The following is a 26896-nucleotide window of genomic DNA, read 5'->3' as shown; positions in this document are numbered from 1 at the left end:
TCGAATTATTCTATTCGATAATTTAGTACGAAAATGTGTATCGATATTCGGAAATATTTTTTGCTCCGTCTTTTGCCCTGAAAACCAAAATATGCTCTTTGTTTCTATCCAAGCGGTTTTCGTCGAAATAATAGGTGTAAACAGGTGATTTGATATCGTGGGTAAATAAAGCGTACTTTCCATCAATTTCTCCTCGAAAAGAGGTTATTCCGCTCTTATCATCAGATAGCTGAAGACGTATTTTTCCGGAAGAAACCCATTTTTCGGGTTGGAGTGGGACAGTTTTTGGTGCAACGGTGTCTATATCGATGGCGAATTTTCCCCCTAATTCCTTGACAGATACTTCCACGCCTCCATTTTTATAATCACCTCCAATCCATGAACTTTTTCCCGTTTTTTTTATTTCCACTATGCCTAAATTTTCTCTGCGATCGAGTATGTCAGCATTGAGTTTGATCCACAAGCGCGCCTGATCATCGAGAGGAACGGGCGATGGATGAACGTGATGAATGGTCGAATAATAAGTTGTGGAAGGTGTCGAAGTGTGGACAAAACAAAAATCGGAATAGAGATTTCTTGCAGGAATTCGAAGAGTGAAGTCGTAATCGACGAACGAATTGTCGAGATTCCAAGCCATATAGTTTTTACAGGGAAGTATGGGCTTTATATTTTGGTTTTTCCCTTTCACCACAAATGGGTAAGTGAGCACATTACCGTAATAATCTTCCAGTTCGTAACGCATCATGTAGTCGCGTTCCTGATCGATGTCGATGTATCCGTGGTTAATAACCCTGTTGTACACAGGCAGGTTGTTGCCCGGTTCGATATATGATTTCATGAAAAACGAATTTCTCAATCTCCATTCTTCAAAATCGACAAAGGAATTGATCATTCGTGTTTTTTCGAACGAGAACCGATCTATCTTACTACTATAAATTAACATGTTGTCCACAAAAAGTCTGATCTGCTTCACTCCGTAAATATTGTTTTGTCCATTCATCCTGTCGTAAGCTTTCACTCCAATGCCTATAAGTCCCCACGCTTCAATTTGTTTGGATAGTGGAAGCGCTTTTCCTGTTTTTGTGTGGCTAATGTAGATATGAGAAGGATCAGAAGTGTTATTCACGACGCCTTTTCCCTTTACGGGGTAAAAGGCTATACCACGAATTTCAGGTTTTCGAGTATCTTGTAATATTTTTCCGATAAAAAGAAGAGGATCCAACGGGTCCTGTGTTTTTGTTTCTCTTATTTCGAAGTGCAGGTGAGGTCCTCCCGACCCGCCACTATTGCCACTTAAGGCAATTTGTTCACCCTTTTTTACGGCGAATCGTTCTTTATCGGGGAATAAGGTTACCTGATAACTTTCTTTGAGATATTGCTGCTCAATCACGTATTCGGCAATTTCAGGTGAAAAACTGTTTAAGTGCCCATATACAGTGGTAAATCCGGATGGATGATCGATGTATAGCGATAATCCAAAACCTCCGGGCGAAACGCCAATACGCGATATATATCCATCTTCAGCAGCAAAAACAGGTTTGTTGACGGTTTGTTGTGTTTTGAAATCAAGTCCCGAATGAAAATGATTGTTTCGTAGTTCTCCGAAATTAGCACTAAGAGCAGGGGGAATTTTTAGCGGACTTATAAACGATTGAGATTGGATAGATAAGGTTATAAGTGATAGGAATATTGTAAAACAGTATTTATTTATTTTTAGTTTCATGACTTATTTTAAGCTTCTATTCAGCCGAAAACATGATTTAAAATGTCCTTGGCAAGTTCTTTTTTCAATTTCAATTCAAATGATTTTTTATTTCCATTACGCGAAAAAATAGTTATTTTGTTGGTGTCGAGGCCAAAGCCAGCTCCTTCTTCGTTGAGCGAATTTAAGATGATGAAATCAAAATTTTTCTTTTCCATCTTTGATAGGGCATTTTTGTCTTCGTCATTGGTTTCCAACGCAAAACCCACCAATAGTTGATTCGGTTTTTTTATCTTACCCAATGCTGCGGCGATATCGGGATTGGGCGTGAGCGTTATGGTGAGATTCTCGTGATCGGATCTTTTCATCTTTTGCCCATATGTATGTTCAGGGCGATAATCGGCCACTGCGGCCGACAAAATGGCTGCATCTACTTCGGGAAAAACCTTTAAACAAACTTCATACATTTGTTGCGCTGATTCTACATCTATTCTTCGAATCAATTTGTTCGATATCGATAGGGGCGTCGGTCCGCACACCAAAATCACTTCAGCACCACGCGACGCACATTCTTCGGCAAGGGCAAAGCCCATTTTTCCGGAGGAAAAATTACCGATGAAACGAACAGGATCAATTCGTTCGTAGGTTGGTCCGGCAGTGATTAAAATTTTTTTTGTGTTAAGTGAAAATGATATCTGAAAATATTCTTCGAGTTTTTTCACGATATTTTCAGGCTCTTCCATTCTGCCTTTGCCTTCCAAATGACTGGCGAGTTCTCCGCTCGTTGCATCTATGATATGTACCCCGTCTTTTTTTAAAATATCGAGATTCCGTTGAGTAGATGGGTGTTTGAACATATCCAAATCCATTGAGGGAGCTAAAAATACAGGCGATTTCATCGATAGATAAGTCGTTACCAATAGATTATCGGCTATTCCATGTGCCATTTTCCCGATAGTGGATGCTGTAGCAGGTGCTACAACCATTAGATCAGCCCACATACCCATGTCCACATGACTGTGCCATGATCCGTCGTTACTTGAAAAAAAATCGCTTTCTACAGGGTTTCCGGTTAGGGCCGACATTGTAATGGGCGTGATAAATTGTTTGCCCGCCGGTGTAATCACTATTTTTACTTCTGCTCCTTTTTTTATAAGCAAACGAGCTAACGATGCCGATTTGTATGCAGCTATACTTCCGGAAATCCCCAAGACTATATGTTTTCCTTGCAATGACATACCGATTTTTTTTAATATGCAAATATAATCAAATTGGTCGTATTTTATTGTTTCTCCATAATATTCAGATTTCACTCGAACTATAGAGAAATAACAAAATTAAAAGTTAAACATTATTAATATGAAAAATATTTAGTACTTTGTATTGCATAATACTTTGTTTAATGTAACTTTGCAGCGTAAATATAATGGGCACAAACAATGAATATAGAAAATACTCAAAGTCAGATGCGCAAGGGTGTGCTGGAATACTGCATTTTATCGATAATAAAGCGGGGAGAAGCATACCCCGGCGATATCATCGATGAAATGAAAAACGCCGGACTCCAATTACTCGAGGGCACTTTATATCCGCTTCTGAATCGACTGAAAAATTCCGAAATCCTTACTTATCGGTGGGTGGAAAGCAATTCGGGACCACCACGAAAATATTTCAGCTTAACGGAAAAAGGTCTCGAATTTTACAAACTGCTCGAAACTACTTGGAATGAATTGGCTGCAGGAGTAAATGCCGTAACAAATAAACCCGAACAGAACAAACAACAATCATAAAAATAACATCGCACACCGCAATGAAAAAAGTTATCAATATTAATTTTCAGGGACAGGTAATTGCCATTGAAGAAACTGCCTTCGAAATTCTTTCGCAATACATCGATAATTTGAAAGCCTATTTTTCACGTGAAGAATGTGGTGACGAAATTGTGAATGATATTGAAAATCGTATTGCCGAACTTTTCGGTAATCGTCTAAAACTCGGGTTCAACTGCATCACAGATGAAGATGTAGAATCGATTCTTGCAAGCATCGGAAAACCGGAGGATTTCGACACAGATTATGACGAATTGTCCGACTCGACATCAGGGAAAAAACAATCTTCATTTCAATCGAAAAAAGAGTCGGAATCGTCAAAAGAAGATCAGACTCGTTTGTATCGCAATTCAAACGACAAAATAATAGCCGGGGTTTGCAGTGGATTGGGATATCATTTCAAAATCGATCCGGTTTGGTTTCGTCTGGTGTTTATTCTTCTTTTCAGCGTCTTGTTTTGGATATACATCATTCTTTGGATTGTTCTAAAACCAAAACCTTTAGAATCAAATGCATCCAAACGACTCTATAGAAATCCCACAGATCGCATCATCGGCGGAGTCTGTGGAGGTATTGCTACTTATTTCAAAATCGATTCGTGGATACCTCGCCTTATTTTTGCTGCTCCATTGTTGCTCAATATTATAGGAATGAGTTCATTTTCTTTTTTCCCGTGGAATAAGTTTTTCGACAATGTTCATTTCAATTTCGAATTCAATTTTAGTGTGTTTCTTGTTTACATCGTTTTGTGGATCATTATACCCAAAGCAACAACGGTTAAACAAAAGTTAGAGATGATGGGAGAAGAAGAATATATAAAATCTATTCGTACGGCCGTAAGTGACAATGTGGCAAACGCAAAAAGCAAGTCAGACATAGAGGTTTCGCAATATCAGTCATCGACTCTTTTGTCAGAGGATTTGAATTTTGACGACAAAAAAATAACATTACCTCCACCACCACCGAAAGACTCAGCCACCCTCAAAAAAACGGTAAGCGAGCCTTCTGAACGATCGGGTTGCCTGAATGCCTTTATCGTTCTTTTCAAAATCATATTCTTCGGATTTGTAGGTATATTTGCTCTTTTGGTGATTGCCGCACTTTGTGCTTTGTTGTTTGCAGGAGCGGCTATGATGCCTCTCAAGGCATTGTTTATCGATGCCGGAATGGAAACCAATTTACTTATTTTTTCTGCTATTTTAATCTTTGTCATACCCCTTATAGCTTTGGTATTATGGATTATTCCCAATTTGCTTAAAAATGCAAAATCGCGCACAATTGTAGGTATTGTTGCTGCCATATTTTGGTTTCTCGGGGTTTCTCTCGCAGGTATGCTGGCAACACGCATTGCCAACAAGTTCAAAGTTGATAGTGTGAATGAAAAAATTATCGATATTGCACCATTCGCCGGCAACACATTACACGTCGAAATGGCCCGTTACGGCAATGATTACAATATGTTCGACACTGCCTTCGGAATAACTTCAGACATCAACGGTTTACCTTTTTACAATTTAAACGAAGATTCGCTCTTGTTTGCAAACATTAATTTGCAAGTTACGCAGAGTGAAGATTCACTTTTTCAGGTGCGAATGATTTCTTCGATTTCATCAACAGATTTACGAAAAGCGAAATCGGATCTCAAAGATTTCTCGTTTCCCGTTTGGCAAAAAGACTCAATTCTATATCTACCGGAATTTTTTGCTACTCCTGTCGAGCAAGGGTTCAGAAATCAAAATATGGTGGTTGAGATCGCCGTCCCGGCGGGCAAAACTGCAGTTTTGAGCGATGATTTGGATAATTATCGTGAAAATGTTATCCCTAAAATTGTTCGTCGTCGCTACAAACGTTATTCTGAAATTTATGACCGTCCTCCTGTTGATACTACAGATGTTCCCAATTCGGAAAGAAAAGTCTCACAAGGTGAATTGGAAACAGATAATATTTGAATAAATGTAGCTCCACTTTGTTTTATCGTGTGTCAGAGTGTGGTCGAAATGATTTCCGGCTACACTTTTTTAATCTATTTAATTACAATTTCAATTCTAATTGCTATTTTTGCCGAATACCGGATAATAGATATTCGCATGAAAGATAAACTGGAAATGTTTTTGAATTGGTTCAACCTCCGATCGGAGCTTGAAGACTATGATGCTATTCATGAAAATATTGAAAAAGGCATCGTGTTTAAAGGAACCAATCTATGGATTCTTGTTTTTGCGATTGTGGTTGCGTCGGTGGGACTAAACATGAATTCTACGGCGGTTATCATCGGAGCTATGCTTATCTCGCCATTAATGGGTCCGATCAATGGAATGGGTTATAGCCTTGCCACCTACGATTTTCATTTGCTTAGGTTATCTGCCAAAAATTTTTCTTTTGCTGTTGGAGTGAGTTTAATCACCTCTACTCTGTATTTTGCTATAAGTCCTATCAATGAAGCACATTCCGAACTCCTTGCCCGAACAAGTCCAACGATTTATGATGTTATTATCGCTTTTTTTGGAGGATTGGCAGGAATCATTGCGATGAGCAGTAAGTTAAAGGGAAACGTAATTCCCGGTGTTGCTATTGCTACTGCACTTATGCCACCGATATGCACAGCCGGATACGGACTGGCTACGCTTCAATTCAATTTTTTCTTTGGAGCTCTCTATCTATTTACTATCAATAGTGTTTTTATAGCTTTTGCAGCGCTTATCGTATGTCAATTTCTTAAGTTTCCGATTCGATCCATCGTTGACCCGGACCGAAAAAGAAGAGTTAACCACACTATAACTACCATCATTATCATGACAATTATTCCGAGTATATTCTTTGGCGTCCGACTGGTCCAAAATGAAGAGTTTGTAAAGAAAAGTGAATCTTTTTTGCAAGATGTGGCTGTAGTTGAAGGGAATTATTTATACAATCAAAGTGTCTGGGTCCCTTCCAAGACTGTGGAATTGGTTTATTCGGGTTACGGATTATCCGATTCAATTCGTGATTTCATTAAACGAAGGGCGTTAAATTTCGGCTTAGATTCTTCCAAAATTATTATAAATCAGGCTTTTGGATTTGATATTGTGCAGGAAAATGTGCGAAAATTTCAATCCGAAACCGAAATTTTGAATAACAAGCTTAATGCCGCACTTTTCACTATTCAACAGAAGGATTATAAAATTGACAGCATAATGAATATCCCGATGTTAGGGGAAAAAATCATTAACGAAATAAAGTCGATTTATCCTCAAATACAAAATGTAGCTTATTCTGAGACTTATTTTTATACGAATGAACAAGATTCGATAGTGAGATCAGACAAAATTCCTACAATTATTTTCACCGCTAAGCGAAACTCATTAAATCGTTCCGACAGATCGAAGATCGAAAATTGGGTTAAAAAGAGAATCGGAAATGAAAATTCCAAAATTCTATTTGAATACACCAATTAATTCCTTCCGATAGTCAATCGAGTGAGATTAAAAGGCCAATGCAGCTTTTACCCCTATTTGGTTGAAAGAAAATTTATGAAAAGCACCAAACAGACCAATATTAAAAAACCGATTCCCTATACCATATCCGATTTCGGAATAAGAATGAATTTGTGGCGTATATAGCTGACTCAAATAAATTCGTTCGGTGAGGATGGCTTTAGATACTTCCGGGATGCTTTTAAGAAAAAGGAAAGGGGTTTCGTACATTACATGAAATTGCAGGTAAGAGTCCGAAACATAATACAAATTACGTTGCAACAAATTGAAATTACCACCGATGCCATCGTCCCAATTATCCGGGAAATTATATTTAGAAAAATATATGAAATCGGCAAAATATTCGGTTTTTTGATTGGTAAACAGTCCACCGCCAAAATGATATTGCAATGATTTCATGATCCCGAATTGGATGTTCTGACTTATATCGAATTCATACCGGTTAAATTCTAAGGTACTGTTTAATATGTTTTTAAAACTCTTGGCAAGTTCTATTTTAAATGTCGGATATTTAGATCTGACCGGAATTTTCTGCCTCCCTTCATATCTGTAATATTGCTCGGGAGTCCACGAAACTCTCACAAAAGGCATAAAAATATAACGAGTATCAAACATGGCATCCAGTTCTTCCTTGTCAGAAGAAGCAGATCTAAAAAAATGATCTAATTTGTTTTCACTCTTTCTGATATGATATTCTATTCCTGCTCCCAACATGAGTCCATTTTTGTATTCCACATCGTTGAATAATCGCATGTAATAGTCGGTGAAATATTTTACCGACACGTCTTCAAAAACCAATCCATGATTATTGAGACTGTCTTGCACTTGCTGAATGAAATCCGAACTGAAAGATTTATTTCCGATACCAATCGAATAAGACAGGCTGCCTAAATGGCTGGGATTATAATTCCATTTAAAAGACAAATCGGCCAGCAATTCTTTCCGTTTAAACATATATCCGGCCATAGCTTTGATATCCAGATTTCTTTGGTTTTTTAGATCGATATCGAAATACAACTTTTGTCGATATGAAATGCCGTCATAAGAAGAATACCCGATCAAAAAAGGATTTAACAGGCCGCTGTATCTTATTTGTGTAGATTTGTATTGGTATTTCGAATCTATAACAATTCGCTGTGCAAACTCGGTGGAATTGGAGGTAGAGTCCGACAACGTTTCGGCAGCACTTTGCATTTGTTGGCTTTCAAAGTTTTCAATCACTTCTTTTTCTTTGGATTGGAGAGGAATCATTCGTTGTTTTTCCCAAAACAACGAGTCGTTTTCGATCGGTACCGAATCCATCCTGACCTTAAATCGATCGCTGATATTCAACTGTTTTTGCCTTTCGATTGATTGTTTCAATACAATATCGTTGTAGCTTATTTTCGCAAGGTAGCGGCTTGCAACCTTGTTTCCTAAATAGGAAATTGTTTTGTAGATTACAAAATCGGTAGGTAAAAATCGTGTGATAGATTCGTTACCCATCGTGATGTGAAAAGTATAATCGGTCATGATATCCACGGCTTCCGCCTCAAAATTCACAACACGCCACGAACCTTCTTCGATGATGCACGTTCCTTTTAACAAAGCCTGCGATTTATAAATCGGATCGAACGCAAGGCTATAGAATTTTCGTTTGCCCGCCTCAAATATTTTTCCAAGCGAATATTTATAATATTTCGAAGAATTATGTCGAAGAGGCATTACAAAACTTTCGTCGAAAGTGGTTTCTCCATATATATTTATGTTAATTAGGTTGAACGGTATCATATCAAGATCTTTCTGGCTCGTAAGCGTACCCGTTACATATTTTATGTCCTGTACATAATTGTTCGGCGCCGAAAATTTCAATTTGCTCATGGTTTCTATTAATGCTTCATCTGAATTTTCATCACACAACACGAATTTGGGAATATACCTGGCATATTTATATAGAAAATTTTTTTTAATCGTTTCAACATAAGCACGCAGATATACATCGGCTTCGTAGCTCTCTACTAAACCGTCATACTTTTCAGCCGCACTCATTGTAAGTTGCAACAGCGAATCTAAGGGAATGTGCTCTTGCGGGAATACCCGAGCTGCGACGAAAAATATAAAGATAGATATGATGGCCCTGTGCTTCATCTTCGTTTCGCAAACATACATATTTTTTTATAAAAACGGCTCATTGTCGATGTTATTTAAGAGATTAAGAGGTGATAAACATACTCGGTTATATCCGGTTTTCATTAAAAAATGTCGTTTTTGTTACATTTCGTAGAAATTTTTTTTGTATTTTTGTGTTCAACAACATGATTTTAAAACAGTCGCTTTGAAAGGCAAAAAAGAAATAGTTGATTTATCATCTTCATTATCAGAAATTTGGCGAGTCTTGTCTGAAAGCGAACGTGAGTCGATCAGAAAAGATGCACGCTTCGTCAATTACAGGAAAAACGAGATGATCTATTTCGAGGACGAATATCCAAAGGATTTGATGTGTCTTTTGAAAGGAAAGGTCAAAATTTTCAAAAGTGGGATAGGGGGGCGCAGTCAAATCATTCGAATGATTCGTCCTATCCAGTATTTCGGCTATCGCGCTTATTTTGCAAATGAGCTTTACGTAACAGCTGCTTCAGCATTCGAGTCATCTACTGTTTGCTTGATTTCAATGGAAATCATCGAAGACATTTTGCGTAAAAATGGTGATTTAGCGATGTTCTTTATTCAGCAACTATCTATCGATTTGGGAATTGCCGACCAGAGAGTTGTCAACTTAACGCAGAAACATATTCGCGGCCGATTGGCCGAATCCCTTCTCTTTCTCAAAGAGAGCTATGGCCTCGAAGAAGACGGCGCTACGCTTAATATTTATCTTGCACGCGAAGATTTGGCCAATCTGTCGAATATGACCACGAGTAATGCTATTCGCACGTTGTCGGGTTTTGTCGATGAGCGAGTTATTGCGATGGACGGTCGAAAGATAAAGATTATAGACGAGGATAAACTTCGAAAAATTAGTCGAATGGGATAAACATTTGAGTGTCAGTATTAATTTTCCTTTTTGACGTTCGAAATCCTAAAATAGAATAAAAATGTATTCAACATGAATAAATTGAAAAAAAGTTTCTGTAAATTTGCATCCAAAACCGATCTTGATATAAAATGAAGTTCAAATATTTTTATTTTTTACTGGTTATTCTGACGTTATCTGCTTGTGGCGAATACAATAAAATTCTGAAGAGTACCGATCAAGATCTCAAATACTCTTACGCGAAAAAGTATTTTGAAGAGGGGAAATATGATCGTTCAATCACGTTATTGTCAGAATTGGTTCCGTTTTTCAAAGGCACTGCACGTGCGGAAGAATCACTTTATATGTTGGCTCAAAGTTATTATAACACAAAAGATTATATATCCGCAACCGAAACGTTTACTACTTATTACAATACTTTCCCAAAAGGGCAATATGCAGAATCGGCTTTGTTTTATGCAGCCTATGGAATGTATCTCGATTCACCTGATCCTCGCCTTGATCAAACGAAAACTTACAAAGCTATTTCCGAATTTCAACGATTTATAGAGGTGTATCCTCAGAGTGATCGTGCTGAACAAGCAAAAAACTATCTTTTCGAACTTCAGGAAAAATTAGCCTATAAAGAATTACTTGCAGCTCAATTATATTTGCGATTAGGTAATTACATGGGCAATAATTATGAGGCAGCAGTAATAGTGTCCCGCGAAGGACTCAAAAGCTATCCTTATTCGAAGTATGCCGAAGATTTTCAAATGACTATTCTTCGCTCTCGATACGAATTTGCAGAACGAAGTAAGCGAGAAAGTCAGCCGGAGCGATATCGAATGGTAGTTGATGAATATTTTAACTATAAAAATTCTTTTCCGGAGGGAAGATACATGAAAGAGGCTGAAAAATATTATCAAGAAGCTCAGAAAAAAATTGAGCAGCTTCCGGGTGCATAAAAAATAAGTAAATACTTCACTAATAAACAAATTAATTTTTAAATAAATGGATTACAGAAAATCTACCGCAAGCGCAAATACCGAAACTCGAGACATCATGCAGATGGCCGAACCTGTAGGAAATGTGTATGAAATGGTAATGATTATCAGCAAAAGGGCTAATCAGATTGCCATGGAAATGAAGCAAGAGTTAGATTCTAAACTTCAGGAATTTGCTTCTTATAACGATAATCTCGAAGAAATTTTTGAAAATCACGAACAAATCGAAATTTCTCGTTTCTACGAAAAATTGCCTAAACCCACGCTTTTGGCCATTGAGGAATGGATCAATGGGGAAATTTATTATAGAAACCCCGCTAAGGAAAAAGAATTGTTCTAATCTTTTTTGCAATGCTTCAACGAGTTCAAAGTCTGTATTTGTTCCTTGCTTCGGGATGTATGGTGCTGGCAATCATACTTCCCCTCATAACATTTGCCTTTGGCAATCAACATATCTCTTTTGAGGCAATGGGATTTTACCAAAATGGGGAATTGGTTGCAAGTACATGGGGTTTGTTTGCAATCGGAGCTATCAGCGCTGCCTTGTCGCTTTTGGTAATTTTTTTATACAACAAGCGAATTGTACAGATAAGACTAACTATTGCAAATATTTTTGTAATGATAGGTTTTTATCTTTATTTCGCTTTTCTCATGTTTATGCGAAATCCGGAAGCAAATCTTGTATTTCAAAAAATCGGGCCGGGTATCATAATGCCTCTTATCTCCATTATTTTTAGTTGGCTTGCTATCCGAAAAATTGGCGAAGACGAGGTTTTAATACGTTCGCTTGATCGATTGAGAAAATAATTTTTTCGAATATTTCTACAAACTGTCTGTGAATTTCGATCACGAAAACTGCAACTTTTTTGCCTCATTTCTAAGAAAATTCCATTTAACAATTTAAAGATCTTTCACATGCAGCAAATACGAAATTAACTACTTCTCTTTATCTTTGTAATAAATATAAACAGTGAGCATAAATTGAACTTCATAAATTATCCTGACAAATGAAAAAATTAGTACAGATTACACTCGCATTCGTGTTTATTCTTGTTTTAAGCGTGTCTTGCAAACCAAAACAGAGTGCTTATAAGCAGGTTTACGAATCTGCAAAGGAAAAAGAAATGCAGGAAGCTGCTTCACAACCAACATCGGTCGTCAAAGATGCTGCACCGTTACCCCCGGTAGAAGTTTCTGTGAGAAAGGAAAAGGTTGAACCTGTTTACTCATCCGATGCATCCGGATTGAAAAAATACAGCGTAGTAATTGCTTCCTTAAGCGTTAAACTGAATGCTGAATCACTGAAATCAAGAATGGAAAACGAAGGATACGATGTGATTTTAGCTCAAAATGATATGGGAATGTACAGGGTTATCGTAGCAAGCTATGACGACAAGGAATCAGCCGTAGCCAAGAGGGACGAAATATATCGCAAATATTCGGCCCTGGGCGATACTGAATATTTGAGAAAGACTTATGGCGTTCCGTTCAACGATCTTTGGATTTTAGAGCGAGAGTTTTAACATTAATAAACTTAATAGATAAAAGCTGTCTTGCTCAAAGCGCAAGATGGCTTTTTTTGTACAGAATACAAATATATGATTGTAAAGTTTTTAGGGACCGGCACCTCAACCGGAATTCCCGAAATTGGCTGCAATTGTTCGGTATGTACTTCTTCAGATGAAAAGGATCATAGACTGAGAGCTTCGATACAGATAACGGATTCCGAGACCAATCTATTCATCGATTGTTCTCCTGATTTCCGACAACAAGTTTTGGCACTTCCTTTTCGGAAAATTGACGGATTTCTGATTACTCATGAGCACTACGACCATGTAGGAGGAATAGACGATTTGCGTCCTTATAGCAGGTTTGGAGCGGTTGATCTATATGCCGAGCTCAAAGTTGCAAACGCTCTTAAAGAACGGATGCCATATTGTTTTTTGGAACATAAATATGCCGGTGTACCAAATATTGAACTCCGTTTGATTGAAAATTTGAAGCCCTTCAAAATTAACTCTATCGATGTCGTTCCAATCAGAGTAATGCATTACAAACTTCCGATACTAGGGTATCGAATCCGAAATTTTGCTTACCTGACTGATGTGAAATATGTTCCGGATGAAGAAATGGAAAAACTATCCAATCTTGATGTATTGGTTTTAAGTGCATTACGATTAACATCGCATCCATCGCATCAAAGTTTGGAAGAAGCTATTGCTTTATCTCAAAGAATCAATCCTAAAATTACCTACCTCACTCATATGAGTCATCAAATGGGTTTGCATCAAGAGATGGAAAAAAGACTCCCCGGTAATATTCATTTTGCATGGGACGGATTGGAACTTTCTGTCTAAAACATATTGAAATATTCTCATTTATTTCTTTTAACTATCCCTCATGCAACAAAATCTATTTATCAACATCTATTTAGTAAAATTTCGATATTCGTATTTACTGATAAAATAAAAGAATCGTATATTTGTACGGTGCTCTTTATTAAGAATAAAAGATTAAACTAAATCGCATAAAAACAGTCTAAAACAATAAGGTAAAGAAAAAGGAATTACAGCTATGAAAACGAAACAATGGATTTTATCTCTGATGATGGCTTTGCTTCCTGCGTTGTGTTTTACCCAGGAATGGGATGACATATATGCAGATCCGACTGCCAATGTTGAGAATCAAACTCAAAAAAAACAGCAGGTCAAACAAAAAGATAACCAATCACAAAAGAAAGCCATCGTAGTTGTTGAGGGTGATGCCTCAAATATAGAAGTGTATGCTAACGGCCGAAATATAGATGAATATAATCGCCGAGACAATACACAGGTGGAAGAAGGAGAACCGGTGGTTGATGAATACACCGACTATCAATATACGGATCGAATCGTGAAGTTTCATGATCCGGAGTCTTCCATTAAAATTACGGGAGCAGATAATGTTACGATCTATGTTGGTGACGATTTGTATTCCGACTATTACGAAAACAGAGGATGGAACACAAGCATTACTTTCGGCTGGGGATGGCCTCCATATTACTCATGGTACTATGGTAGTTGGTATCGTCCTTGGCATTACAGTTCTTGGTATTATCCATGGTACGACCCATGGTATAGTTATTGGTATGATCCTTGGTACTACGGAGGATGGTATTCGCCGTGGTATTATTCATGGTATTCACCTGGATATTATGGCGGATGGTATTCGCCATGGTATGGTAGCCCGTGGTATGGAGGCGGATATTACTCCAATATAAGATATAATCGTTCAGGTAGATCTTCAGGATCATACAGATCGAGTGCATCCGGAGTTTCTACCGACTCCCGAATAATCAGCGGTAATAGTCGAAGTTCTCGATCTACTACAGTCGGAACCTCGACCGGACGTTCATCTTACAGAAGTTCACAAATCGCTCCTCGTACACGTATCGTTGACGAGTCGGGTAGAATTTATAATTCGAGGACGGGAGAAACTGTAAGCCGAACCATTTCTCCATCAACTCGTTCCTCTTCCTCAGCGACGATTGATCGGTCCGGAAATACAAACTCAACGCGGCAAAGCAGCAATACTTATCAACGTCCGTCGAACAGTTCGAGCACAAGGCAATCCGCTACAACCGGCCGTTCGTATTCTACTCCTTCCAGGAGCGAATCTACAAGCCGCAGTTCCACATACTCGACTCCTTCGAGAAGTTATGACAATTCTTCTACTCGTTCTTCTTCTGTCGGCTCTTCATCGAGTTCCAGAAGTTCGTCCGGATCTTCGGGCGGCAGTGGAAGAAGTTCTGGCGGCGGTCGAAGATAAATTTTTAAATATTTGACTGTCTTGATATAAATTCCATTATAAATGAATTATAGTGAGACAGTCAATTTTTATAAATCCAGATTAAAATAATCATATACAATACAATAATGAAAAAATCGATAATTGTTTTTTGCTCTGTTTTACTGTGTTCAATCTCCACGGCATTTTCGCAAGGAGAAGTTGAAGCATTGAAATTGTCGGGTAGCGATTTAAGCGGAACAGCTCGAGGTATAGCAATGGGTGGCGCATTTGGCGCATTAGGTGGTGATTTGACTGGAGTTTCCATTAATCCTGCCGGTATTGGGGTCTACAGAAGTTCAGAGGTAGTAGGTACACTGGGCCTCGCCCAAGAAAAATCAGAAGTTGCAAGTGTTACAAGAAACAAAACTCAATTTGCTTTTGACAATATTGGCTTTGTGGGTTATTTTCCTTTGCGAAGCAATGCCATTCCTTTTTTGAATTTCGGATTTACCTACAACAACATTAAAAACTTCGACAAAAATATTACTACTCCTCTTGGAACGCCCAACAGCTCATTGATGGACTATATGTGCTATGTTTCCAACACATTTAATGAAGGCAAAGGAGTTAATCCATCATTATTGGATTTCAACATTACAGATGATCCTTTTTCATCAGGGGCCCCGTGGCTTTCAGTCTTAGGTTTTAATGGCTATTTGATCAATCCTAATCAAACGCAGCAAGGATATGAATATACACCTTTACACAACGAAGCAGTTGATAATTCAATATCGCTTTCTGAAAGAGGATATGTAAATAGTTATGATTTTACTCTTGGTACAATGATTGATAATAAATTGAATATAGGTGTTGCATTAACTGTTGCTGATTTATACTATAGGCTTACTTCACGTTATTCGGAAGAATTTTCAAATGGAGTAAATGCCGGTTTCGATTTACGCAATTATCTAAAAACAGACGGAGCAGGAGTAGGGGCAAAAGTCGGTATTATTTACAGACCAATCAATTCTTTCCGTATCGGAATATCTTATCATTCCCCTGTTTGGTATTATTTGACCGATACTTATTCTGCTGAAATTGAACATAATGTAACAAACTATGTTTCGGATAGCGGGTATAAACCGGGTATTAAACCTTCAGATGTTTATTCGTTTGACTATCGCTTGCAAACTCCCGATAAATGGGTATTTAGTTTGGCCGGTGTGTTAGGCAACAATTTCATTGCAAGTCTCGATTACGAAATCAACAATTACGGATCGATGAAATTGAAAGGTAATAGCAATGATGCAGATCCTGATGCCGTTTATGCAAAGGATAACAAAATCATTTCTGAAGACTATAAATCGTCATCTACCGTAAGAATCGGAATTGAATATAGATTTACTCCCCAATTTTCGGGTCGTTTGGGATATTCGTGGGTACAAAATCCATATGTAACAGAATATTACGATGGAGGAAGAGAAACGGCAATTTCCGGATCAACAACTATTTATCGAATTGAAGGCGATAAGAATTATTTCACCGGTGGATTAGGATATCGATTCAGTCCGAATGTATATCTCGATTTGGCTTTAGTTTACAAAACTCAAAAAGACAAACTCTATCCTTATCCGAGTGTTCCAAAAATTAATTTGGATGCATCGCCATTCTCTCTGAGCAATAAAAATATCAAGGGATTGCTTACTTTTGGATATAAATTTTAAACAATTTGTTATATAAGATTTCTTATATAAAGCCGGAGTGCAATTAAAAGCCCCGGCTTTTTTCATGTATTATGGAAAAAGCCTATCTTTGCAAAAACCCAATTAATAAAAAAATGAATACTTCAGAAGAAAAATCGCTTAACAATTCAGAAGACAAACGAAAAGTTACCACACATCGTTTGCACGAAATGAAACAGCGTGGCGAAAAAATCTCGATGCTCACTGCCTACGATTATTCTATGGCGACTATTATAGATCAGGCCGGTATTGATGTAATTCTTGTAGGAGATTCCGCTTCAAACGTGATGGCAGGGAATGTAACCACTTTGCCTATTACACTCGATCAGATGATTTATCACGGGACATCGGTTATGAAAGCCGTGAAACGGGCATTGGTGGTTGTAGATATGCCGTTCGGAAGTTATCAGGGAAATACCATCGAAGCAATAGCTTCGGCAATTCGAATCATGAAAGAAACACAAGCCGACAGCATTAAGCTTGAAGGTGGAGAAGAAATCATCGATTCTGTTGCCAGAATCGTCGGTGCCGGTATTCCTGTGATGGGACATTTGGGCCTTACGCCTCAGTCCATCAACAAATTTGGCACATATGCCGTGAGAGCACAAGAGGAAGCAGAAGCAAGCAAACTAATTAAAGATGCACATTTATTGGAAGAGGCAGGATGTTTTGCCATAGTTCTCGAAAAAATTCCTGCTCAATTGGCACGTCAAGTTACTAACGAATTGCACATTCCGATCATCGGTATAGGCGCCGGGCCTTATGTAGATGGGCAGGTTTTGGTCATGCACGATATGTTGGGAATCAATAAAGGATTTTCTCCACGATTTCTTCGCCGTTATGCCAATTTATATGACGAAATTACGCGAGCTGTACGAAGTTATGTAAAAGATGTGAAAGATGGAGACTTTCCATCGATAGACGAAAGTTATTGATTTTCTTTTAATGATGTATAATCCGGAATTTCAGAGAGATAGTGATAAGATTGGTGGTCGAAATCGACTTTGCAACAATAATGCGATAGTCCGTTTGAAACAACTAAATAATTTACTCTGAAAATAAGATTATAGCGGGCTATTTGGTCGAAAACCTGTTGCGAGATTTTAATATTTGGGCTTTTGTATTCGAGAAGCATCAATGGCTCAAGCTTGTTATTATAAACAACCGTATCGCAACGTCGATTCATCGAGAAAATTTTGATAGAAGCTTCATTGGCTATCAATGAAGAGGGATAATTCTTCTCCGATATCAAATAATGAACAAAATGCTGTCGAACCCATTCCTCGGGAGTTAATGCGACATATTTTCGACGCAAAATGTCAAAAATAACGGTTCCTTGTTCCGAAGTCATTATTTTTGCATCGAAAGGTGGCAAATTAAGTGGGTAGATATTATCTTTGTTCATCAAAGTTGCATTTGAAGCGCAACAAAATTAAACCATTTATGAAAACGAAACAAGAAATTGTCGAAAATTGGCTTCCTCGTTATACTAAACGACCGTTGGAAAGCTTCACGAAATATATTCTTCTCACTAATTTTCAAAAATACGTTGAAATATTCGCCGATCATTTTAATGTCCCAATTGTAGGGCTTGATGCCAATATGCCAAATGCTTCGGCAGAAGGAATCACGATCATTAATTTTGGAATGGGCAGTGCAAATGCGGCTACAATCATGGATTTATTGAGTGCTATTTCTCCAACAGCGGTATTATTTCTGGGAAAATGTGGTGGGTTGAAACCTCGTAATCAGTTGGGCGATTATATACTGCCTATAGCTGCTATTCGTGGCGAAGGAACATCGAATGATTATTTTCCGCCCGAAGTACCATCTTTGCCCGCTTTTAGTCTCTTAAGGTCGGTATCATCAAATATCAGGGACTTTAATCATGATTATTGGACAGGAACTGTTTATACAACGAATCGACGAGTTTGGGAGCATGACGATGAATTCAAGAATTATTTAAGAAAAATAAGGGTGATGGCTGTCGATATGGAAACAGCAACACTTTTCACTTGTGGTTTTGCTAATCATATTTCTACAGGAGCTTTGCTTCTGGTTTCGGATCAGCCAATGATTTCGGAAGGCGTAAAAACAGATAAAAGCGATAAAATTGTAACCGAAAATTTCGCAGCTCAGCATGTTTTGATCGGAATTAAATCACTTACAACGCTTATCAACAACGGATCTACCGTTAAACATCTTCGTTTCGACTGGTAAAAATATGACACAAACATTCGATTCTATTCGCAACGATATTCTCAAACACAATTTTGTGCCCATTTATTTGTTGATGGGGGAAGAATCGTATTTCATTGATGAATTGACCGATTTGCTCGAAAAAAACGTCCTGACAGAGACGGAAAAAGATTTCAATATGCAAATCTTTTACGGAGTGGATTCGGATGTAAAAGCAATCATTTCTACCGCTCGACGATATCCGATGATGGCTGATCATCAACTCATCATCGTAAAAGAAGCCCAAGAATTGGATCATTTCGAGGTGCTGGATTCCTATGCTAAAAATCCTATGCCGACAACAGTACTTGTTCTAAATTATAAGCACGGAAGTGTAGACAAACGAAAATCAGTTGTGAAAAGTATCGATAAAACGGGAATTATTTTCGAATCAAAAAAACTGTACGAAAATCAGATTCCTGCTTTTATTAAATCGTTTTTTCAACAAAAATCTATCGGGATTGAAGAAAAAGCCGCACAGATGTTAACCGATTTCGTGGGAAACGATTTAAGTAGGCTGGTTCAGGAACTTCAAAAGCTCGAAATTGCACTTCCCGAAAACCAAAAACGTATTACTTCCGAGGTGGTAGAAAAAAATGTAGGAGTAAGCAAGGATTTCAACAATTATGAATTACTGAGAGCTGTTGCCGAAAAAAATATTTTTTTGGCCAATCGCATCGTGAATTATTTCGATAAAAACCCCAAAGACAATCCAATCATGGTAACTATTTCGGTTCTATTCGGTTATTTTTCGAATTTGTTGGAATGTTACTGGCTATCAAATAAATCTGAGCAAAATGTGATGAATGCATTAAATCTTCGATCCTCATTTATGGCTCGCGATTATATGAGTGGATTAAAAAATTATGGGGTAAACAAAGTAATGGATATAATATCGCTCTTAAGAACTTACGATGCCAAATCCAAAGGGATAGACAACGTCTCAGCTACTCATGGCGATTTGTTGAAAGAACTGATTTATAAAATTATGCACTGATGTCTTACAGATTTATTGTTCAATCCAGTTAATAATTTTTTCGTCCAAAGGACTTGTTTTGGATAAATATACAGCTGTTAACTTACCATTTTCGTCGATCAAGTATTTTTGAAAATTCCACATAACATCCTGATCTAATACTCCATTTTCCGTTTTTTGTGTAAGCCATTTGTAAATAGGTGCTTGATCTTCACCTTTCACGCTAATTTTTTGCATCATTGGAAAAGTTACGCCATAATTCGCTGTGCAAAATTCCTTAATTTCAGCGTTTGTGCCTGGCTCCTGATTGGCAAAATTGTTTGCAGGAAACGCCACAATAACAAAATTTTTATCCTTATAAGTATCGTATAATTTTTGAAGTTCTTCGTATTGAGGAGTATAGCCACATTTCGATGCAACATTAACGATCATAACCTTTTTACCTTTCAGCGAAGACATATGAAAAGATTTTCCATTTATATCAGTTACCTTAAAATCGAAAAAAGATTTTTGACTTTTTTGAGCATTCAGCGTCAGCGTCAAAGCGAATAAAAATAGGGAAGCACATACTATTTTTTTCATCGAATATTTTTATTTGTTTTATGTAAAACGAAAATAATGATTTTTAGTTCATTGTTTAGTTTTTTATTTTGTTTATTGGATATTTCTTAAGTCTAAAATTTCGTTTTTCAATCAGCATATCAAATAAATAATTCTCCGGTTCATGATAATGTAACAAGAAAATAATAGCACATTCAACAAATGATAGGTGAGTTAAATTCGCCAATTTTATTTCCGTCTTATTTGGGCCGTACTTGCGTCGTATTTGGTTCGTGTTTGTTTTTTGCATTTTTATGCCCTTCATAAAAGAGAAAGACTTAAAATAATATTCTTTTTTCAGTTTACAATTATATATACTCATAGAATACACATTTGTAAATGCATATTATTATATACAAAAGTAAATATCATGAAGCGTTTTATATGGATCTATCACCAATCTATATTGAGTATACAAAATGAAATTTACTTTAGACTATAAATTATTCCATTGGGTTAACATTTTAATTTATAGCCATATTATATAATTTAATATTCTGAAAATCAAATTATAAAACAAATAATATGAACTTATAAATGATAATTTTCAAATAATGAAAATAAATATTTGCCGAAACAGTTAAATTCACACTATTTTGATATTATAATAATAACAATATCAATGTAATTATTATAATATACAAACAATAGCTTCAATAAATATTTTCTTTAATTACGCTGGATAGTTAACATTAAAACATTTGTTATGAAGCCAAGTACTTTTGTAATCTACAAACATATTCAACTTGATATTCGAAATGTAATTTATTTTAATTACATTTGTAAGCACTTTATGTTACAATTCTAAATACTTTAGAGGATAATGAAAGATAGAATTCGTTTACTGATGGAGAGCGAAAACATGACGCCATCACAATTTGCCGATTATTTAGGAATAAATCGTGCAGTAATTTCGCATATACTGAATGGACGAAATAATCCGAGTTTGGAAGTTGTATCTAAAATATTGTCGGAAATGAATTATGTCAACCCTGAATGGTTGATTAATGGAAACGGAAATATGTATAAAGATGGGAGTGAAAAGAAAAAAATACAAAATGAAAGGACTTTGTTTCCCGAGAATGAAATAAAACCCGATCAATCTCCGGCAAAATCTGAATATTCAACAGAGAAAACGGTTCGTGAAATAAATAATATCGTTGAACCAATTATAAATGAGACAAATAGTTCACTTACGAAACATGAAAGGAAAATTACTCAAATAATTATTTATTTTGACGACAACACATTCGAAACTTTTTTTCCTCATAATAAATAACTTCAAGTTTTTCATTATTCAATTTTCTATTCTTTTTTAATGAAAGCTTCTTTTTAGTACTTTTGTAAAATGAATAATTAAAAATTCCACGGAATGAAAAAAATGATCGACTTTGAGATATTGAGTAATGAAAAGCTCAATGATCAGAATCATCTATTGAAAATTACTCCTTTAAATCATGAAAAACTACCTCAGATTTATCCCGGTCAATTTGTCGAAATTTATGTTCCAAACTCAAAATCAACTTTTTTGAGACGTCCTATCTCTATCAATTTTGTCGACGAATCTCAAAATACACTTTGGTTACTCATCCAGAACGTTGGGAATGGCACAGCAGCCTTATGTGCCTCAAAGATTGGGCAAAAACTGAACATCATTTTTCCTCTTGGCAATTCATTTACGTTGCCGGATAATCAAAATAAACGAACACTTTTGGTGGGAGGAGGAGTAGGCATAGCTCCTATGCTATTTTTGGGTAAAGTTTTGAAAAACAATGGATTTGTTCCCGAATTTTTGTTAGGTGGACGTTCAGCCTCCGATGTGCTGCAAATAGATGAATTTGAAAAATTTGGAAAGACTAACATCACAACCGAAGACGGATCGCTTGGCGAAAAAGGATTTGTAACACATCATTCTGTGCTTGCAAAGCAACACTATGACAAGATTTATGCTTGTGGCCCAAAACCAATGATGGTTGCAATTTCTAACTACGCTTACGTGCAAAATATAGAATGTGAAGTTTCGCTCGAAAATATGATGGCATGCGGATTTGGAGCATGTTTATGTTGCGTCGAAAAAACTATTCGAGGGAATGTTTGTGTATGCACCGAAGGTCCCGTATTCAACATAAAAGAACTGACATGGATCGACTAAAAGTAAAAATAGGAAATCTGGAACTGAAAAATCCGGTTATGACTGCATCCGGAACATTCGGTTACGGCAAAGAATATGCCGATTTCATCGATTTAAATCGGTTGGGAGGCATTGTTGTTAAAGGAACTACATTAGAAGCGCGACAGGGCAACGATTATCCCAGAATGGCCGAAACTCCTTCGGGAATGCTGAATGCAGTAGGATTGCAAAACAAAGGGGCCGATTATTTTATCGATCATCTTTATCCTGAAATTTGCGATTATGATACCAATATTATTGTGAATGTTTCAGGGTCTACCATTGACGATTATGTGAGATGTGCCGAGAAACTTGTTGCTCTCGACAAAATTCCGGCCATCGAATTAAATATTTCATGTCCAAATGTGAAAGAAGGTGGAATGTCCTTCGGCATTTCACCTAAAGCAGCTGCCGAAGTCACCAAAGCAGTTCGATCGGCATATACCAAAACACTTATTGTAAAGCTTTCTCCAAATGTAACCGACATAACCGAAATTGCCCGTGCCGTAGAAGCGGAAGGTGCCGATTCGGTTTCACTTGTGAATACTTTTTTAGGAATGGCTATTGATGCCGAAAAACGGAAACCTGTGCTATCTACCATAACAGGTGGATTGTCGGGCCCTTGCATCAAACCGATTGCGTTACGCATGGTATGGCAAGTATTTCATACTGTTAAGATTCCTGTTATCGGAATGGGAGGAATATCAAATTGGAAAGATGCCATTGAATTTATTCTTGCCGGCTCATCTGCCATTCAGGTAGGGACATATAACTTTGTAGACCCTACTATTACTATGAAAATTCTGGATGGTATCGAATCATATCTCGATCGTCATCATATTCAATCTATTAACGAATTGATTGGAAATCTCTAATATTGAGTTATTATTTTATACTGATTTTACAAGATTCTCTATTTTTTTGAGTTGATTTCAAGTTAATATATATCATTTTGAAATTAATATCGGTTTTTGTTTTGACAAAATGAATAAAATATATACCTTTGTACTTGATAAAATGAAAAAATAACTATTTTAACGCAATCATATGTCGAAATTGCAAGTTCCGGAAAACTATAAAGCCATTTTGAACCTCAAACAAACGGAACTCGGTATCAAAAGCATAAAGGATTTTTTTCAACAAAACCTTTCCTCAGAACTTCGCTTACGAAGAGTAACTGCTCCATTATTTGTTGAATGTGGAACAGGTATTAACGACGATTTAAACGGCGTTGAGCGTCCGGTTAATTTTCCGATAAAGGACATGGACGATAAACGTGCAGAAATCGTACATTCTCTCGCAAAATGGAAGCGATTGACACTTGCCGAATATCAGATAGACGAAGGATACGGCATTTATACCGATATGAATGCCATTCGGGCCGACGAAGAGTTGGACAATTTGCATTCGCTCTATGTTGATCAGTGGGATTGGGAATTGACTATCAACGAAAGTGATCGGAATGTGGCTTTTTTAAAGCAAATTGTTCGCAGGATTTATGCCGCTATGCTCCGAACCGAATATATGGTTTATGAATTGTTTCCCGAGATAAAACCCGAATTACCTCGCGAGATTACTTTTATCCATGCGCAACAATTGTTGGATAAGTATCCCGATAAAAGCGTGAAAGATCGGGAAGATGCGATTACAAAAGAAAATGGTGCAGTCTTCATCATTGGTATCGGTGCTGATTTGTCAAATGGTGAACCTCACGACGGGCGTGCTCCCGATTACGATGACTGGATTACCAAAAATGAAGAAGGTTACCTTGGATTGAATGGAGATTTGCTCGTTTGGAATCCCGTTTTGCAGCGTGGAATGGAACTTTCATCAATGGGAATTAGAGTAAATCCCGAGTCTTTGGAAAAACAACTTGCCCTCAAAAACAAACAGGAACGGAAATCCTTATATTTTCACAAACGACTGTTAAACAATGAGCTACCTCTTTCAATTGGCGGTGGCATCGGGCAATCACGCCTTTGCATGTATTATTTACGAAAAGCTCATATCGGAGAAATTCAAGCAAGTTTGTGGCCTATCGAGATGAGAATAGAAGCTAAAGAAAAAGGCATTAACTTGATATAATTCAGTTTTTTTACGTTCAATAAAATCCTGCTTCGAAAAAGAGTAGAATTTTTTTATAATATTCAATCGAAAAATTCGTAAATTAGCAACAAAAATAGCATGGATGTAAGAATTGAACAATCATGGAAACAGCATTTAATGCCGGAATTCGACAAACCATATTTCGTGAATCTGACAAATTTTGTTCGAGATGAATATCGGACAAAAACGATTTATCCGCCTGCAAAACTTATTTTCAACGCTTTTGATCAATGTCCATTCGACGAAGTAGAAGTGGTGATTGTTGGGCAAGACCCTTATCACGAACCGGGACAAGCACATGGATTATGTTTTTCGGTGAACGATGGCATTGAAATTCCTCCTTCGCTCCAAAACATATATAAAGAAATTCACGACGATTTGGGGAAGCCTATTCCCCGTTCGGGCAATCTCGAACGATGGGCTCGTCAGGGAGTGCTTCTGTTGAACGCTACATTAACGGTGCAGGCACATAGAGCAGGTTCTCATCAAGGAAAAGGTTGGGAAGAATTTACCGATGCTGCTATTCGTCATCTTGCCAACGAACGCGAAAATTTGGTTTTCATCCTTTGGGGTGCTTACGCTCAACGAAAGGGTGAAAGTATTGACACGAATAGGCATCTTGTTCTTAAATCTCCACATCCTTCGCCATTATCGGCACATCGAGGATTCTTTGGAAATAAGCACTTTAGCAAAGCAAATGAATATTTGGTTGCACATGGTAAAAAACCCATTGATTGGTAATCTAAAAAACGAAAAACGAGGGGTTACCCCTCGTTTTTCATGAAATTATATTCGATCTTGAATCTGACGAAACAATCGAAAAAATTATCCGACACTGCCTTCCAAACTAATTTGAAGTAATTTTTGTGCTTCAACGGCAAATTCCATTGGAAGTTTGTTTACCACCTCTTTTACATATCCATTGACGATAAGCCCTACCGCTTCTTCTTCTCCGATTCCGCGTTGATTACAATAGAGAATCTGGTCTTCGCTTATTTTAGAAGTTGTTGCCTCGTGTTCGATGATACCCGTAGGATTTTGAATATCGGAATAAGGAAAAGTATGTGCGCCGCAATGATCGGTCAACAAAAGACTGTCGCATTGCGAATGATTTCGTGCATTGTCGGCATTTTTCGATATTTTCACCAGTCCGCGATAACTATTTTGACTGTTGCCTGCCGAAATTCCCTTCGATACAATTCGACTCCGAGTATTTTTACCCAAGTGAATCATTTTTGTGCCGGTATCGGCCTGTTGAAAATTGTTGGTTACCGCTACCGAATAAAATTCTCCAACAGAATTGTCGCCGGCCAGTACGCATGACGGATATTTCCACGTTATGGCAGAACCGGTTTCGACCTGTGTCCATGAGATCTTCGAGTTATTCCCTTTGCACATGCCACGCTTCGTAACAAAATTATAAACGCCTCCTTTGCCTTCTTTATCGCCCGGATACCAATTCTGAACAGTGGAATATTTGACTTCGGCATTTTCAAGTGCTACGATTTCGACGATGGCTGCATGAAGCTGATTCTCGTCGCGCATGGGAGCCGTACAACCCTCAAGATAACTCACATAGGAATCATCGTCGGCAATAATTAACGTACGTTCAAACTGACCTGTGTTGGCTGCATTGATGCGAAAATAGGTTGACAATTCCATCGGACAGCGGACACCTTTGGGAATATATACGAACGATCCGTCGCTGAAGACGGCAGAATTGAGGGTGGCAAAAAAATTGTCTTTGTAGGGTACAACGCTTCCCAAATATTTTTTTACCAAATCCGGATGATGTTGCACGGCTTCACTAAACGAACAAAAGATAATTCCCTTTTCGGCCAAAGTTTCTTTGTAGGTAGTTTTAACCGAAACACTGTCCATTACGGCATCTACGGCTACACCCGCAAGCATTTCCTGCTCGTGAAGCGGAATGCCTAATCGATCGAATGTTTTTAACAATTCCGGATCAACGTCTTCTCTTTCTCTGTTTTTGGGCGTTTTTTTCTTGCGTGGATCGGCATAATAGATTATGTCCTGAAAGTCGATTTCCGGAATATTTAAATGCGCCCAATCGGGCATTTTCATTGTAAGCCAATGACGATAAGACTTTAACCGAAACTCCAGTAACCAATCGGGTTCGCTTTTCTTTGCAGATATAAGTCGAATAATATCTTCATTCAATCCTTTGGGTATAGTTTCGGTTTCGACATTGGTCGTAAAACCATATTTGTAATCGCTGTTAGTCAGCTCATTCAGTATCTGATCTTGTTCTAAATCTTGCATTTGATTATTA

Annotated in this window: 25 protein-coding genes; 19 read left to right on the top strand and 6 right to left on the bottom strand. The window is 37.4% G+C overall.

Going from position 1 to position 26896, the window contains the following annotated elements; all coding sequences use genetic code 11:
* Nucleotides 1-22: 22 nt before the first annotated feature.
* Both EJN84_RS00225 and coaBC read right to left on the bottom strand, forming a co-directional pair.
* Complete coding sequence (locus EJN84_RS00225) at nucleotides 23-1723, bottom strand: M23 family metallopeptidase (RefSeq protein WP_129593537.1); 1701 nt, start codon at nucleotides 1721-1723, stop codon at nucleotides 23-25.
* Nucleotides 1724-1743: 20 nt separating this feature from the next.
* Nucleotides 1744-2940 carry a bifunctional phosphopantothenoylcysteine decarboxylase/phosphopantothenate--cysteine ligase CoaBC gene (gene coaBC, locus EJN84_RS00220; RefSeq protein WP_129593536.1) on the bottom strand — a complete coding sequence of 399 codons (1197 nt, stop codon included), beginning with the start codon at nucleotides 2938-2940 and terminating at the stop codon, nucleotides 1744-1746.
* A gap of 201 nt (nucleotides 2941-3141) precedes the next feature.
* Here coaBC and EJN84_RS00215 point away from each other — a divergent pair, with 201 nt between their 5' ends.
* From EJN84_RS00215 to EJN84_RS00205, 3 genes are all read left to right on the top strand, one after another.
* The gene (locus EJN84_RS00215; RefSeq protein ID WP_129593535.1) at nucleotides 3142-3492 is read left to right on the top strand and encodes a PadR family transcriptional regulator; all 351 of its coding nucleotides are present in this window, start codon (nucleotides 3142-3144) and stop codon (nucleotides 3490-3492) included.
* Nucleotides 3493-3512: 20 nt separating this feature from the next.
* On the top strand, nucleotides 3513-5480 hold the full coding sequence (locus EJN84_RS00210; protein WP_129593534.1) for a PspC domain-containing protein: 1968 nt from the start codon (nucleotides 3513-3515) through the stop codon (nucleotides 5478-5480).
* 138 nt (nucleotides 5481-5618) lie between these two features.
* Nucleotides 5619-6965, top strand: a complete 1347-nt coding sequence (locus EJN84_RS00205; RefSeq protein ID WP_129593533.1) for a DUF389 domain-containing protein — start codon at nucleotides 5619-5621, stop codon at nucleotides 6963-6965.
* Nucleotides 6966-6992: 27 nt separating this feature from the next.
* Here the strand turns inward: EJN84_RS00205 and EJN84_RS00200 are convergent, their stop codons facing one another.
* Nucleotides 6993-9152: a DUF5686 family protein gene (locus EJN84_RS00200; protein ID WP_129593532.1), complete on the bottom strand. Its 2160-nt coding sequence runs from the start codon at nucleotides 9150-9152 to the stop codon at nucleotides 6993-6995.
* 226 nt (nucleotides 9153-9378) lie between these two features.
* Here EJN84_RS00200 and EJN84_RS00195 point away from each other — a divergent pair, with 226 nt between their 5' ends.
* The 9 genes from EJN84_RS00195 (at nucleotide 9379) to panB (ending at nucleotide 17448) form a co-directional block, all read left to right on the top strand.
* On the top strand, nucleotides 9379-10017 hold the full coding sequence (locus tag EJN84_RS00195; protein ID WP_394343067.1) for a Crp/Fnr family transcriptional regulator: 639 nt from the start codon (nucleotides 9379-9381) through the stop codon (nucleotides 10015-10017).
* A gap of 131 nt (nucleotides 10018-10148) precedes the next feature.
* The gene (locus tag EJN84_RS00190) at nucleotides 10149-10964 is read left to right on the top strand and encodes an outer membrane protein assembly factor BamD (protein WP_129593530.1); all 816 of its coding nucleotides are present in this window, start codon (nucleotides 10149-10151) and stop codon (nucleotides 10962-10964) included.
* Nucleotides 10965-11010: 46 nt separating this feature from the next.
* Nucleotides 11011-11343 (top strand): DNA-directed RNA polymerase subunit omega, encoded by a 333-nt coding sequence (locus EJN84_RS00185; RefSeq protein WP_129593529.1) that lies wholly within the window; start codon nucleotides 11011-11013, stop codon nucleotides 11341-11343.
* Nucleotides 11344-11354: 11 nt separating this feature from the next.
* Nucleotides 11355-11810, top strand: a complete 456-nt coding sequence (locus EJN84_RS00180; protein ID WP_129593528.1) for a DUF4293 domain-containing protein — start codon at nucleotides 11355-11357, stop codon at nucleotides 11808-11810.
* 200 nt (nucleotides 11811-12010) lie between these two features.
* Nucleotides 12011-12526: an SPOR domain-containing protein gene (locus tag EJN84_RS00175; protein WP_129593527.1), complete on the top strand. Its 516-nt coding sequence runs from the start codon at nucleotides 12011-12013 to the stop codon at nucleotides 12524-12526.
* A gap of 75 nt (nucleotides 12527-12601) precedes the next feature.
* Nucleotides 12602-13360 carry an MBL fold metallo-hydrolase gene (locus EJN84_RS00170; RefSeq protein ID WP_129593526.1) on the top strand — a complete coding sequence of 253 codons (759 nt, stop codon included), beginning with the start codon at nucleotides 12602-12604 and terminating at the stop codon, nucleotides 13358-13360.
* 217 nt (nucleotides 13361-13577) lie between these two features.
* Nucleotides 13578-14810 (top strand): hypothetical protein, encoded by a 1233-nt coding sequence (locus EJN84_RS00165; protein ID WP_129593525.1) that lies wholly within the window; start codon nucleotides 13578-13580, stop codon nucleotides 14808-14810.
* Nucleotides 14811-14917: 107 nt separating this feature from the next.
* The gene (locus tag EJN84_RS00160) at nucleotides 14918-16495 is read left to right on the top strand and encodes an OmpP1/FadL family transporter (RefSeq protein WP_129593524.1); all 1578 of its coding nucleotides are present in this window, start codon (nucleotides 14918-14920) and stop codon (nucleotides 16493-16495) included.
* A gap of 113 nt (nucleotides 16496-16608) precedes the next feature.
* Nucleotides 16609-17448 carry a 3-methyl-2-oxobutanoate hydroxymethyltransferase gene (gene panB, locus EJN84_RS00155; RefSeq protein WP_129593523.1) on the top strand — a complete coding sequence of 280 codons (840 nt, stop codon included), beginning with the start codon at nucleotides 16609-16611 and terminating at the stop codon, nucleotides 17446-17448.
* On the opposite strand, the gene EJN84_RS00150 is transcribed toward panB, so the two are convergent.
* Entirely contained in the window at nucleotides 17442-17903 is a 462-nt protein-coding gene (locus EJN84_RS00150) for a type I restriction enzyme HsdR N-terminal domain-containing protein (protein ID WP_165004005.1), read from the bottom strand. The genes panB and EJN84_RS00150 overlap by 7 nt on opposite strands.
* Nucleotides 17904-17956: 53 nt before the next feature.
* On the opposite strand from EJN84_RS00150, the gene EJN84_RS00145 reads away from it, so the two are divergent.
* Together EJN84_RS00145 and holA are read left to right on the top strand one after the other, a co-directional pair.
* Nucleotides 17957-18733, top strand: a complete 777-nt coding sequence (locus tag EJN84_RS00145) for an AMP nucleosidase (protein WP_129593521.1) — start codon at nucleotides 17957-17959, stop codon at nucleotides 18731-18733.
* Nucleotides 18734-18737: 4 nt separating this feature from the next.
* A complete protein-coding gene (holA, locus tag EJN84_RS00140; protein ID WP_129593520.1) occupies nucleotides 18738-19748 on the top strand; it encodes a DNA polymerase III subunit delta in 1011 nt (336 codons plus the stop codon).
* Between the two features lie 12 nt (nucleotides 19749-19760).
* Here the strand turns inward: holA and EJN84_RS00135 are convergent, their stop codons facing one another.
* Entirely contained in the window at nucleotides 19761-20309 is a 549-nt protein-coding gene (locus EJN84_RS00135; RefSeq protein WP_129593519.1) for a glutathione peroxidase, read from the bottom strand.
* An 841-nt stretch (nucleotides 20310-21150) separates the two neighbouring features.
* Here EJN84_RS00135 and EJN84_RS00130 point away from each other — a divergent pair.
* The 5 genes from EJN84_RS00130 to ung all read left to right on the top strand — a co-directional run bounded on the left by EJN84_RS00130 (nucleotide 21151) and on the right by ung (nucleotide 25344).
* Nucleotides 21151-21606, top strand: a complete 456-nt coding sequence (locus EJN84_RS00130; protein ID WP_129593518.1) for a helix-turn-helix domain-containing protein — start codon at nucleotides 21151-21153, stop codon at nucleotides 21604-21606.
* A 93-nt stretch (nucleotides 21607-21699) separates the two neighbouring features.
* Nucleotides 21700-22479: a dihydroorotate dehydrogenase electron transfer subunit gene (locus tag EJN84_RS00125; RefSeq protein ID WP_129593517.1), complete on the top strand. Its 780-nt coding sequence runs from the start codon at nucleotides 21700-21702 to the stop codon at nucleotides 22477-22479.
* A complete protein-coding gene (locus EJN84_RS00120; RefSeq protein WP_129593516.1) occupies nucleotides 22467-23372 on the top strand; it encodes a dihydroorotate dehydrogenase in 906 nt (301 codons plus the stop codon). Before EJN84_RS00125 ends, EJN84_RS00120 begins: the two co-directional genes overlap by 13 nt.
* Before the next feature lie 172 nt (nucleotides 23373-23544).
* Nucleotides 23545-24582: an aspartate--ammonia ligase gene (asnA, locus tag EJN84_RS00115; protein WP_129593515.1), complete on the top strand. Its 1038-nt coding sequence runs from the start codon at nucleotides 23545-23547 to the stop codon at nucleotides 24580-24582.
* A 99-nt stretch (nucleotides 24583-24681) separates the two neighbouring features.
* Nucleotides 24682-25344 (top strand): uracil-DNA glycosylase, encoded by a 663-nt coding sequence (ung, locus tag EJN84_RS00110; RefSeq protein ID WP_129593514.1) that lies wholly within the window; start codon nucleotides 24682-24684, stop codon nucleotides 25342-25344.
* 84 nt (nucleotides 25345-25428) lie between these two features.
* Here the strand turns inward: ung and sufB are convergent, their stop codons facing one another.
* Nucleotides 25429-26886, bottom strand: coding sequence for a Fe-S cluster assembly protein SufB (sufB, locus tag EJN84_RS00105; RefSeq protein ID WP_129593513.1), 1458 nt, complete (start codon nucleotides 26884-26886; stop codon nucleotides 25429-25431).
* Nucleotides 26887-26896: the final 10 nt, after the last annotated feature.

This window comes from Seramator thermalis (assembly GCF_004138125.1).
Taxonomy (GTDB): Bacteria; Bacteroidota; Bacteroidia; order Bacteroidales; family Dysgonomonadaceae; genus Seramator; species Seramator thermalis.
Note: the sequence above shows the minus strand (reverse complement) of the source record. Positions and strands in the feature narration are given on the sequence as shown.